This window comes from Myroides sp. LJL115 (assembly GCF_054871665.1).
In genome coordinates, this window is the sequence record NZ_JBTXLS010000011.1 from 1 (window position 1) to 12,734 (window position 12,734).

At 34.3% G+C, this 12,734-nt stretch carries 8 protein-coding genes and 2 tRNA genes; 2 read left to right on the forward strand and 8 right to left on the reverse strand.

All coding sequences use genetic code 11. From position 1 onward, the window contains the following. Positions 1-594: 594 nt before the first annotated feature. Positions 595-667: transfer RNA gene (locus tag ACYSNX_RS04325), tRNA-Met, on the forward strand. 306 nt (positions 668-973) lie between these two features. Beyond that, positions 974-1,046, forward strand: a tRNA-Met gene (locus tag ACYSNX_RS04330). A gap of 105 nt (positions 1,047-1,151) precedes the next feature. Here ACYSNX_RS04330 and ACYSNX_RS04335 read toward each other — a convergent pair. The 8 genes from ACYSNX_RS04335 to topA form a co-directional block, all read right to left on the reverse strand. Beyond that, complete coding sequence (locus ACYSNX_RS04335) at positions 1,152-3,071, reverse strand: ABC-F family ATP-binding cassette domain-containing protein (protein WP_461753463.1); 1,920 nt, start codon at positions 3,069-3,071, stop codon at positions 1,152-1,154. Positions 3,072-3,074: 3 nt separating this feature from the next. Beyond that, positions 3,075-4,133: an NAD(P)/FAD-dependent oxidoreductase gene (locus ACYSNX_RS04340; protein WP_461753464.1), complete on the reverse strand. Its 1,059-nt coding sequence runs from the start codon at positions 4,131-4,133 to the stop codon at positions 3,075-3,077. 70 nt (positions 4,134-4,203) lie between these two features. Next, complete coding sequence (gene porN, locus ACYSNX_RS04345) at positions 4,204-5,094, reverse strand: type IX secretion system ring subunit PorN/GldN (protein WP_461753465.1); 891 nt, start codon at positions 5,092-5,094, stop codon at positions 4,204-4,206. Positions 5,095-5,130: 36 nt separating this feature from the next. Continuing rightward, on the reverse strand, positions 5,131-6,690 hold the full coding sequence (gene porM / locus ACYSNX_RS04350) for a type IX secretion system motor protein PorM/GldM (RefSeq protein WP_461753466.1): 1,560 nt from the start codon (positions 6,688-6,690) through the stop codon (positions 5,131-5,133). 28 nt (positions 6,691-6,718) lie between these two features. Then, a complete protein-coding gene (porL, locus tag ACYSNX_RS04355) occupies positions 6,719-7,390 on the reverse strand; it encodes a type IX secretion system motor protein PorL/GldL (protein ID WP_461753467.1) in 672 nt (223 codons plus the stop codon). 27 nt (positions 7,391-7,417) lie between these two features. After that, positions 7,418-8,821, reverse strand: a complete 1,404-nt coding sequence (porK, locus tag ACYSNX_RS04360) for a T9SS ring complex lipoprotein PorK/GldK (protein ID WP_461753468.1) — start codon at positions 8,819-8,821, stop codon at positions 7,418-7,420. A gap of 131 nt (positions 8,822-8,952) precedes the next feature. Further along, positions 8,953-10,095 (reverse strand): formimidoylglutamase, encoded by a 1,143-nt coding sequence (locus ACYSNX_RS04365; protein ID WP_461753469.1) that lies wholly within the window; start codon positions 10,093-10,095, stop codon positions 8,953-8,955. An 11-nt stretch (positions 10,096-10,106) separates the two neighbouring features. Next, positions 10,107-12,641, reverse strand: coding sequence for a type I DNA topoisomerase (gene topA / locus ACYSNX_RS04370; protein ID WP_461753470.1), 2,535 nt, complete (start codon positions 12,639-12,641; stop codon positions 10,107-10,109). Positions 12,642-12,734 lie beyond the last annotated feature (93 nt).

Consider the following 12,734-nt stretch of genomic DNA (forward strand, 5'->3'; position numbering starts at 1 on the left):
TTAAGTCCAATTCATCGATAACCTTATTTACAATGCGTACTGGATGCAAGGCAGGAATGAAATCTTCCAAAGAATGAGGAATCAAACTCATTTGATTCTGATCGTAAAGTCTATAACGTGGTGCTTGTTTTGCCATATTTACTTGAATTACTTATACTAATTTAAGTATATTAGATTGAAATTCAAATAATTATAATGGTGTTTTTTACTTAAAAGTACAAAAAAGAGGCTATCTCATTTGAGACAGCCCCTTTTTTTTGTCAATACTTTTAAGCAAATAAGATCTACCAACAACCCAGCTTATATAAAAGAAGTCCCTTCAACTCCTTCTTTACTTAAATTCTTCTAAGTTCAGGTATATTCTATAATACATTTTTATACTTTACACTCTTTTTATCTCCTCCACTACCTAGTAAATAATACTTCTTAGAATATTATTTGTACATAATCTAACTTGATCTTGACAATAATAATTTTATTCGATAAAAAACCAATTATAATACACTGAATTACAACATATTACATGTTAAATTAAAAATAATGCACAATATGTTTGTTTGTTCAACAAAAGGTAGTACATTTGTACCACAATAGCGCGGGATAGAGCAGTAGGCAGCTCGTCGGGCTCATAACCCGAAGGTCACAGGTTCGAGTCCTGTTCCCGCTACAAAGTAAAACCACTTCAAATCGAAGTGGTTTTTTTATGCCTGTTTTTTTAACTCTATCTAGATTTAATGAGTAATTCTTACTTATTAAAAATCTTCCAATGATTGTTATCTTAAAAACAATTCTCTTAACTTTCAAAAGTACCTCCCTCTTGCTTTTTATTATATATTGGTGCATTATTACTTTTAATATAAAAGAAAAACAAAATATAACACACTGAATCATAGTTAAATAAGAAATATTAATAAAAATAACACAGAATATGCTTGTTTATTCAATAAAAGGCAGTACATTTGTACTACAATATCGCGGGATAGAGCAGTAGGCAGCTCGTCGGGCTCATAACCCGAAGGTCACAGGTTCGAGTCCTGTTCCCGCTACAAAGTAAACCACTTCAAAGCGAAGTGGTTTTTTTTTGCCTATAAAATAAAAGGACTATTCTAATTTTTAGAATAGTCCTTTTATTTTTAATTTGTAAAATTAGATTACATCAGTTCCTCTTGGATTTGTTCCCATTCTAACATTAGTTCATCTATCTTAGCTTTATTCTTTTCGTATTTAGTAAAGAAGGAAGTATCACTACTCATCTTTTGATAATCCTCTGCTAATAATAAATCGTCTTTAGCGACTATTTTCTCTAATTTGGCGATTTCACTTTCTATCTTACTAACTCTATTTTGTAAAGTCTTTTGCTTCTTCTGATCTTCATAACTAAGACTTTCGTTTTTGCTAGTAGATTTTACTTTATCAGCAGACTTTTTTTCTACGACTGTCTTTTTTTCGATCTCACGCATGTTCTCTACATTACGCTGCTCTAAGAAATAGTTAATATCTCCTAGATACTCCCTAATCTGTCTGTCTTTAAATTCATATACCAAATCAGTTAAGCCTTGAAGGAAATCCCTATCATGCGAAACCAATACTAAGGTACCCTTGAAATTTTCTAGAGCGCGCTTTAAAACATTCTTACTCTTAATATCTAAGTGGTTTGTAGGCTCATCCATCAATAAGACATTAATGGGTAATAAAAGCATTTTACATAGCGCTAAACGGTTTCTTTCACCTCCTGAGAGTACTTTAACCTTCTTCTCAACATCATCACCACGGAAAAGGAATGCACCTAACATATCTCTTACCTTTACTCTATTACCATCAGTAGCAGCATCCAGCATAGTATCTAAAACAGTTTTCTCTCCATCTAGATAATCCGCTTGATTTTGTGCGAAATAACCGATTTGAACATTATGCCCAATCTTAATACTCCCATCATATTCAAACTCATCAATAACAGCTTTGATTAAAGTTGACTTCCCTTGTCCATTTTGTCCAACGAATGCAATCTTACTTCCACGTTCCACTAAAAGATCGATATTCTCAAAAATTACTTTATCCCCGAATTTCTTTGTAACCCCGTCGATTTCAAGAACAACTCTACCAGGATCTAAACTCACTGGGAAAGAAATATTCATTACAGCTTTATCATCCTCATCAACCTCTATACGCTCTACCTTATCCAAACGCTTAATTAAGGACTGAGCCATGGCTGCCTTACTAGCTTTATAGCGGAACCTCTCAATTAGCTTTTCAGTCTCTTCAATCTTTTTAGCTTGATTCTTTTGAGAAGCTAATTGAATTTCTCTTTGTTCTTCACGAGCTATTAAATACTCAGAGTAAGGCTTATTAAAGTCATATATCTTCCCTAAAGAAATTTCTATCGTACGATTCGTAACTGTATCTAAAAACATTTTATCGTGAGAAATAATCACAACAGCTCCTGGATAAGTTTTCAAAAAAGACTCCAACCAAATGATACTCTCAATATCCAAGTGGTTAGTAGGCTCATCTAGAAGTAGCACATCGTTATCCTGTAGTAATAACTTTGCTAATTCTATACGCATTCTCCACCCTCCAGAAAAAGTCTCTGTAAGATTATTAAAATCTTCTCTACGGAACCCCAGACCTAGTAGGACTCTTTCTGTATTTCCAACATAATTATATCCTCCAATAATCTCAAATCGATGCGTTAAATCACTTAACTTTTCTATAAGTAAACTATAAGATTCCGACTCGTAATCCGTGCGTTCTAGTAACTCCTTATTGATTTGTTCTAATTGACTTTCAACTTTTTTAATTTCATCAAATGCTTGGTAAGCTTCATCCAAAACAGTACGCCCTGGTATAAAGTCAATATCTTGACGTAAAAAGCCAATACTTAAATCTTTTTCGAAAGCAATTCCACCTGTATCTGCTTCCATTTCTCCCGATAGAAGTTTAAGCATAGTAGACTTTCCGGCTCCATTTTTACCGACTAAACCAACTCTATCTCCAGCGCCAATTCGAAAAGTAACGCTTTCAAATAAATATTCACCCGAAAATGAAACAGAAAGATTATGTACGTTTAACATATATTATTTCTTCTTAATTTTAAATTTTTTATATCTGTGTATAGAAACCTCCTCTTCTAAAGGCTCTGCTTTCTCAATAAAGTTAAACAGCTTATTGGCTAAAAAAGGTCCAAGTAAAACCCCTCTAGTTCCTAAACCATTTAAAACAAAAATGCGGTCCGATTCTAAGCTTCTACCTAGCAAAGGACGTCTATCTTTTACAGTTGGACGAATACCCGCTTTGTGTTCTATAACTTCAAAGTCTAAAGAAACTGCCTCTTTTAATCCAGCAATTAATTCCTCTAGTCCTTCTTTTGTAGTATTATCCGTTTTATCTTGCCAATTATAAGTAGCACCTACCTTAAACAAATCATCTTTTAAAGGAATAACAAACACCCCAGCTTTAAGAATAAAATCAATCTTTAAACCGGGAATCTTTACAATTAATAATTCCCCTTTTGTGCCATCTAAAGGCAATTGATTAAAGAAAGGATTATCACTAAGGCCAAAGCCTTGGGCAAAAACAATATTTCTAGCTTGAATTTCCTTATAAGTAACTCCTTGCTTATCATAGATAAACTCTTTATAATCAAAAACTTCCTTTTTATAGACTCCTTTTTCTTGCAAATATAAGCGATAAGCCCCAATAAGCTCACTTGTCTCTAAATATCCTGTTGAACTTACCTGTCCAAATCCAAAAGGAGAACTTATACCTGGAAAATTTTCTCTAGATAAATCGCTCTGTAAATACTGCTCTAAATTTGGCTTATCACTTGCTACAAACCAATTGTTTTGTTCCTCAACATCTACTAATCTTCTATACAAAGGTAAAGGATGCCAGAATTTAATTCCTAATTTATTTTCTAAACCTGGATAGAAGTTATTTGCAATCTCTAATTGCTCGTCTACTTTCCAAACCTGAGTAAATCTCTTTAGTACAACGGGGTTATACATTCCTCCAGCAACTAGCGAGGAAGATCTACTTTGAGAATCAATCACAATAAAGGTTTTACCTTCACTTGCCAACTTTTCACAGAAGCAAATTCCTGCCAATCCACTTCCAACTACTATATAATCATACATACGTGTGCGAATAAAAAAAGCTCTTATCTAATTTGATAGATAAGAGCTCAATAAATTAGTGACTACAAAATTAGTAATTCCATAAGTCATCGTCAAGGTTTCTGATCATTTCTCTGATTCTTTCCCCTTCAAATAATTCTTGTAATGGATTAGAGGTGATGTATTCATCAATTGCTCTACCTCCATATTGGTTGTCAGCTTTATAAATTATAGAACTAAAACGTCTAGAGTTTAACAAGTGGTCAAAGTTAATTGGATTCTGAGGATTCTTTGGATTGAAAGCATAGTTTTGATACAATACCTCTCTAGCATCCGGGAAGAAGATCCAAAATAACTCTACGTAGTTCTCTATTCCACTCTCAATACTATATAAATCACTAACAACTGGAGCGATTCCAAGTAGTCTATATCTTAATTGTCCTTCATTTCGGTCAAAATACCACATTCCCATAACATGGTAAGCACTAACATCTGCAGGACGTAAAACTGTTTTTTGAATAAATTCCGCTGGAACTTCCTCTCCTGCATTATAGTATTCTATTCCTGCGTCAGTAGTATCGATTTTCATAAAAGAAGATTCAATATCACTAAGGTTTCGAATAGTTCTAAAATCCGAATCATCATATACTTCTGTAATAGCTCCTGATTGGATTCCTTCCATTATAACTTGGAATAATGGCTTTAAATCCCCCTCGCTTGTTACTTCGTTAATAGGGAAATAATATGCCTCATTTGCTTGTTCATCTAAAGAGATAGACTCCCAAACTTTAATTCCAAATAAAATATCTAATTCATTAATATTTCCATAAGGAATAGGCCCGTCAGCTTTTGTAAGTATCTCCTCTAGAGATTTTATACCAATCTCACTAGCTGACTTAGCATTTAGGATATTAGCCTGAGCAAATGCACCCACGGAAAATAAACATAATGCTGCTAATGTTGAGATTTTTTTCCAGTTCATATTTTTCAAAATTTTCTTTCTTTTAAATTACTCTCCTTATCTAATTTCATATGTAGCCGGAGCTGTACGCTTTAATTGGTAGCTACCAGCACCATCTAAACGAGTTTTGATATCTGATATAACAACTATATCTCCAACTCTAGCTCTTCTAATGGCAGCCTTAGCACGATCACTCATACGATTACCTTGAACTACAACACTTGGCTGTCCTGGTACTTGAAGAACAAATCCAGTTACACTAAGTTTAACTTCAAAATCAAAATCTTCCAATTGAGCACCAACCGTTGCAATCTCTAAGTTCGCTTTAGGACCACTATCAGCAAATACTCCTCTAATTGTTCCTCTAGGAGCAGGAATATCTTTAATACGGAAAACTTGACTATCAGTTACTACTTTTCCTCCTGGTAAAGTACCACTAACTTTAATGGTAACTTCCCTTCCAGCTTGAGGGTTTAAAAAGTACTGTCCAGCTTTACTTCCTTTAGTTAATCCAGGAGCACTAGCCACTACTTTATCTGAAGGAATACCAGCAAATGAAATAGTCATTGGGTTACTAATTCCACGGTAAACTACATTCATTTTATCAGCAGAAATCGTAGCAGAGTTCGGCGATGATACCACCACATAACCTCCATCGATATCCAATGGAATTAATTCACCGTTTTCTTTAAAAACAAACTTTCCTCTAATGTCGTGTTCCCCAACATTTCCAACAGGGAATGAGATGTTAACTTCTCCATTTTTCAAAGCAGTACTTAAATCTATTTTCTTATTATTTACAACAACTTCTGTAGGTACAGTAGAATCGTCATAACGTCCTAAAACAACTTTTCCTGTAAACATCTCACCAGCGAAATAAGTAGTCTTATCTGAAATCACCAATGGTTTGTATTTACGCATTGAAGCCGCCTCAATTAAAGTATTACCTAAAAGTAAATTATAGATATCACTTTCAATCATTCTAGCATCATTTTGCATTGCAGATAGCTTTGTCAATGAAGCGATCGCGGGAAAACCGTAGAAGTTATAGGTTAAATATTGTTCGCTATTTCCGTCTTTATTTACGATAGGAGCCAAATTGAAATTTTCATCAATTTCTTGCTTGATATTATTATAAGAAACATCGACTCCTAGAACATTGGTAATAGAATCCTTATACTTCTCTATAAGCGTTAAAAACGCTTGTCCTTGATCAGATAATTTATCTCCAATAAACCAAGCATTATCAATTACAGAACTTTGATCCATACTTTCAAAAGGAAGCGTTCCGTCCTCTGCACGATAAGTACTAGTGATTAAGTCCTTACTTTTTTCTACTTCATTCACAAAGTAATCAGTGATATCCTTCGTTTTTAAAGCAGTTTGATAAGCTTCTTTATATCTAGTTGGATCATCCTCAGCTCTTGTTTTAAGCTGGGCCAATGAAACATTCTTATTATTGCTTTCGATAGTAGCAGTTGCCTGCTCGAATTTTGTATTAACCATACCAAAAGCAGATAGTACCTCACGAGACATCTGTAAAGCCATCATGGCGATGAATACCAGATACATCAGGTTAATCATCTTTTGCCTAGGGGTAAGTTTTTGTTTTGCCATTATTCTATAATACCTTAAAAATTATAAATTAATTAGCATTTCTATTTCCCCCACCCATAGCAGATAACATTCCGCCATATACGTTGTTCAAAGATGCTAAATTAGATGTAAGAGCTTGCATTTGTACGTTTAATTTTTGGTTATTTTCAGCAACTGCTTTATTAATATCTGCATTTGCTGTAGCACTTTCCAATTGACTTGCGTACATTTTATTCAAAGACTCCAGTTGAGTTGCTGCCAAAGTCATTTCTTGAGCATATTTTTGAGTAGATGCTACTGAATCAACAGCTGACCCCATACCTTTAGAAGCTGCTTCGAAATTTCGAATACTATCTCCTAAGCTATTCATTAGAGCCCCATCAATCTTAGCATCTTTTAATAATTGATCTAATTTTTTAGACAATAATCCTTGCTCATCAGCAAGCTCAGCAACTGCTTCGCTCTTTTTACCTTTACGTTGTTCACTAGCAACACCGTCTTTTAATTCAGGATACACTTTTGCCCAATCTAAATCTTCATCTACAGGTTCAAAAGCAGATAATGCAAAAATAAATGCTTCTACTAATAAACCAACAATTAACATATTATTACCGTTGAACACACCAAATTCCATGTGTGTAATTTTAAACATCGCTCCGATAATAACAACTGAAGCTCCCATTCCGTAACAGAAGTTCATTACTTTTTTAGATAACACCATAGCTATAAAATCTCTTTTTTTTTAAAATTAACGAGCCATTCTACTAGCATTCACACGAGACATAGAACCTGATACAGATTGTACTGTTCTAAAACCAATGTAACTACGAGCTGAATCAGCATATTCTTTGTCTCGCATAGCAACTTGTAAGAAGTAGGCTGGATCTCTCCAAGACCCTCCTCTAACAACTTTTAATGGATTATCTGTAGGTCTATTACGAGGTTTTAATGTTGACATAAAATCATAAGATGATTCATCATACGCTGAACTAGTCCATTCTGCAACGTTTCCAGCCATATTGTATAAATTATATCCATTTGGAGGATAAGAACGTACATCTGCAGTATAAAGAGCACCATCTGCAGCGTAATCAAAGCGCGTTGGTTTGAAGTTTGCTAAGAAACATCCACGCTCATCTGTTGTATATGGACCTCCCCAAGGATACATAGCTCCTTCTAGACCTCCTCTAGCTGCAAATTCCCACTCGCTTTCCATTGGTAAACGGAACTCGTGTACTTCTTGCATTTGACGCGTATTTTTTAAGTTTTCATTCTTATACATTGTTCTCCAAGCAGCAAAAGCTTTAGCTTGATTCCAATTCACACCCACTACTGGATAGTCTCCAAAAGCAGCATGCCAGAAATAATCATTATGCATTGGCTCATTATAAGAATATTGGAATTCTTTAATCCAACGTGTTGTATCAGGGTAAATCAATAACGTTTCCGTTTTCAAGTGACGCTGACGTTTTCCTCTTGGATCACTTCCTTGATCTTTCATTGCTCCTTCTACATCCACATAAGTGTATCTAAATTTTAACTTTGAAGCATCAAAAGTTGTCATACCATTATAAGTTTCACTTGCAGGAATGTATAAAGAGTCCATTACTTCCACATAGTACTCATCAGGGAATCTACTGTGTTCCGTAATTAAAGGGATTCGTTTATTTAAACGTCTTCCTGCATAAATATCATCACTCATTTGTAAGCTATAGTAATTATCATACATATAGCGCTCATAAGGAGTCATTTTATCTAAATCCTCCTCGCTATCAAGAAAAGCAAAAGCTCCAATCCCTCCAGCATCTTTGCCCATACCCATATCATCAGCTGCAATAGCTAATTTAGTACGTACAATAGAGTCTTTTACCCAGTCTACGAATTTTCTATATTGATTATTACTAATTTCTGTTTCGTCCATATAAAATGACCCAATAGTAACCATTTTAATTGGAGCATCTGATGTACCTAGGATATCTTCATTAGATTGTCCCATGGTAAATGTCCCACCTGGAACTAGTGACATTCCATGTGGTTTAGAGTTACGCCAATCTTTTCCTGGATTACCACCTAGCAACTCTCCTCTATCTCCTCCAGTACCACAACTGAACATTAAAGCTACTATTGCTCCTAACGTAATTATCTTCTTCATATAATTTTAGGTTTTTTTTTTACTATAATCTAAAATGACTAATGAGTTAATTTTTTTGTAAAAATACCAAAACAAATCTAAATATTAATTTAGATTTTATTTAATATATTTCTTCTTTTTTTACCACTCATTTACAATAAACTTCTTTTTAACATTCGCCACCATCTATCAGGAATTTCCTGATTTAAGGTTTGCTGATAATCTTCATAGCTACAGGCAATAACAAATTGCATGCCCTTTTGCCTGTCATCTAGCTTTGGTGAGTGAACCCACCAACGATTAGAGAGGTCACTTTTATAAAAAATAAAATCTTCCACCCCCTCTACAGGTACAATATACTTAGTATAACTATCCCTTGGGGTGAAAGGATCCTCCTTAGTGCGATAATTAACACCTTCTATATAATACCATAGTATTTGTGCAATTAATAACGCTTCACTTTTGTTATTATTATAATTAAATACACCAAAAATTTTGACTCTGTCACTTAAACCGCTATAACGGGATAAACTACAAATCTCCCGACCATCAAATCCGTTAGGATTAAAGGGTAAAAATCTACCTGAATCACTAGATTTAATACTGGATAAATCTAAGCTTACAATATCTGCTTCTCGTAAAAATGGCTCTGATCGCGAAATATCTCCCACTAACTCTCCCAACCTAATCCCTTCGAAATAAAGACTATGCATCAAATCAATCTCCTCTTGGGTGTTATAATAAGTTTGATAGCCAAGATTGGTATAATGAAATAATCGAACAGGCTCCTCCATTATTATCTTACCCATAAAGCTATCCGCAATCAAATTTTCTTGACTCTTTAAATGCAATTTTGAATCAATACTTACTAGATTAACAAGGTTTCCTAATTTTGCAACTCCCTTATAAAGAGCATAAGTAAGGTCTTGCGACCCGCCTAAAACAATGGGTAGTATATTGTTTTTTATTAAATCCGCTGTTATTTGCTCTAACAGATAATAAGTATCCTTTAGTGTATTTCCAGGTATGATATCTCCCAAATCTACAAGACGAGTCAACCAATTTCCTGGATAAAGCTGATAAAATTCTTTGCGTATATCTGTTAAATCTACAATAGGCAACTCTTCACTAAAACCTCTATTATCCCCTACAGCAATAATTGCAACATCATAGGCGGAATAGTCCAAATATTTTTCACTTTGAAAAAAAACAGTACTTTTTCCCAACGTAAATTTGGGTAAGTCTTCTACAAAATGAAGAAAACCTTTCGATAGAGGTTTTAATAATTCGTACATATTATATTATATTATTTTTTTTTCGCAGCAGTGCTTTTCTTAGCTACCGTCTTTTTGACCGTTGCTTTTTTAGCTGGAGCTTTCTTTGCTGGAGCTTTCTTTGCTGGAGCTTTCTCTTCTATCATAGCCTTTACCTGCTCTAAAGTTAAAGCAGCAGCATCGATATCTTTACTTAATTCAATCTTTATCTTACCTTGTAAGATATTAGACCTTCCCCATCTAGCTTTTTCAACTCTAATACCTTCATCTTCCCAATTATGAATAACTTTATCGATTTCCTTTTGGATTTTATCTTGAATTAATTCATTGATATCAGCAGCAGATAAGTTATCGAAATCGTATTTTTTATTAACATTAATAAAAATATTATTCCACTTAAGATACGGTCCAAATCGACCTACTCCTTTTTGAACTGGCAGATCGTCAAAAGTAGCAATAGGAGCATCAGCGATTTCTTTCTCTTTAATTAATTCTAAAGCTCTTTCATAAGTCACATCTAATGGATCCTCCCCTTTTGATAAGGAGATAAACACTTTACCAAAACGAACATATGGTCCAAACCTTCCGTTATTCACTTCCACCTCTTCCTCTTTGTACTGTCCTAAAGACTTAGGTAAAAGAAATAGAGTTAAAGCATCCTCCAAAGTAATAGTACCAATATTTTGATCTGGCTTTAAACTAGCAAATTGCTTATTTTCATCTTCTGCATCTCCAATTTGAGCCATTGGTCCAAATTTTCCTAAGCGAACTAGAACTGGTTTTCCAGTATTGGGATCTACCCCTAAAATACGCTCTCCTGATTCGCGTTCTGCGTTTTGTTCAACATCGATTACATTTGGATGAAAATGATCATAAAACTCTTTCATCATCTTTGACCAATTTTCATTTCCTTCCGCAATGGCATCAAAATCCTCTTCTACCTTAGCAGTAAAATTGTAATCTAAAATAGTTTTAAAATTCTTAACTAAGAAATCGTTTACTATAATACCAATATCTGTTGGTACAAGCCTTCCTTTATCGGAACCAGTTTTTTCAACTAGACTTCTTTCGCCAATAGCATTATTATCTAGTACTAACATAGTGTAACTTCTTTCTTTCCCTTCACTAACTCCTTTTTCCACATAATTTCTAGCTATAATAGTAGAAATAGTTGGAGCGTAAGTAGATGGTCGTCCAATACCTAACTCCTCTAACTTTTTGACTAAAGAAGCCTCCGTATAACGCGCTCCTGGTTTAGTAAAACGTTCCGTTGCAACTAATGACTTACGCGTTAATGCATCAGCAACTTTTAAAGATGGTAAAATCCCTTCTACTTCTTCTTCTTCATCATCATGTCCTTCTAAGTAAACTTTTAAGAAACCATCAAATAGCAATACCTCTCCACTAGCTGAAAAAAGCTCTTGAAATCTATCCGAAGCAATTTTAACATTGGTACGCTCTAATTGAGCATCACTCATTTGAGAAGCTAAAGTACGCTTCCAAATTAAGTCATATAATCTTGCCTGATCGCGGTCCACAGGAGCGCTATGCATGGCCATATTTGTAGGTCGTATCGCCTCGTGAGCTTCTTGTGCTCCTTTACTCTTTGTAGTATAATTACGAGGTTTTGAGTACTGAGCACCGTAAGAATTAGTAATTTCTTGTGCAGCAGCATTCATAGCATCTTGCGATAAATTAACACTATCGGTTCTCATATAAGTAATAAGTCCGCTTTCGTATAATCTCTGAGCTAAAGTCATGGTTTGACCAACTGAGAAATATAACTTCCTAGCAGCTTCTTGTTGTAATGTAGAAGTAGTGAATGGAGCAGCTGGTGATTTCTTTGCTGGCTTAGTTTCTAAATCAGAGATATTATAATTAGCATCTATATTTAAAGCTAAGAAATCCTTAGCCTTTTGCTGACTAGGGAAATTCTTAGCTAATTTAGCTTTTACAATTTTCCCTTCTTTAGTTTTAAACTCTGCAGTAACACTATAAGAAGAATCCACTTTAAAATCGATAATTTCCTTCTCTCTTTCTACAATTAATCGAACAGCAACACTTTGTACTCGTCCAGCCGAAAGACCTCCTTTTACTTTTTTCCATAAAACAGGTGATAATTCGTAACCTACTAATCGGTCTAAAATTCTTCTTGCTTGCTGTGCACTTACTAAGTTATAATCTATTTGCCTTGGATTATTAATAGCTTTTAATATAGCAGTTTTAGTAATTTCGTGGAAAACGATTCGTTTTGTCTTTTCTTTAGTAAGGTCTAATTCTTCAGCTAAATGCCAAGCAATAGCCTCCCCTTCACGGTCCTCATCCGAAGCTAGCCAAACCATTTCAGCTTTCTTGGCTAGATCTTTTAGCTTTTTAACAACCGCTTTTTTATCTGCAGAAACCTCATACTTAGGTTTAAAATTATGTTCTACATCTACCCCTAATTCTTTAGAAGGTAAGTCCGCTATATGCCCATAACTTGATTCAACCTGATAATCTTTTCCCAAAAATTTCTCTATAGTTTTTGCCTTTGCAGGTGACTCAACAATCACTAAATTCTTTGCCATACTTCATTTAATTTGAAAGCAAAAATATAGGATTTTTTCCAATTTATGCTTACCTAATACTATTAATGCGTTTTTTAAGGTCAACCTAAGGTA

Bases quoted from the DNA above. Each gene is read 5' to 3' on its own strand.
- ACYSNX_RS04335 (WP_461753463.1), bottom strand. From the start codon at position 3,071: ATGTTAAACGTACATAATCTTTCTGTTTCATTTTCGGGTGAATATTTA.
- ACYSNX_RS04340 (WP_461753464.1), bottom strand. From the start codon at position 4,133: ATGTATGATTATATAGTAGTTGGAAGTGGATTGGCAGGAATTTGCTTC.
- porN (WP_461753465.1), bottom strand. From the start codon at position 5,094: ATGAACTGGAAAAAAATCTCAACATTAGCAGCATTATGTTTATTTTCC.
- porM (WP_461753466.1), bottom strand. From the start codon at position 6,690: ATGGCAAAACAAAAACTTACCCCTAGGCAAAAGATGATTAACCTGATG.
- porL (WP_461753467.1), bottom strand. From the start codon at position 7,390: ATGGTGTTATCTAAAAAAGTAATGAACTTCTGTTACGGAATGGGAGCT.
- porK (WP_461753468.1), bottom strand. From the start codon at position 8,821: ATGAAGAAGATAATTACGTTAGGAGCAATAGTAGCTTTAATGTTCAGT.
- ACYSNX_RS04365 (WP_461753469.1), bottom strand. From the start codon at position 10,095: ATGTACGAATTATTAAAACCTCTATCGAAAGGTTTTCTTCATTTTGTA.
- topA (WP_461753470.1), bottom strand. From the start codon at position 12,641: ATGGCAAAGAATTTAGTGATTGTTGAGTCACCTGCAAAGGCAAAAACT.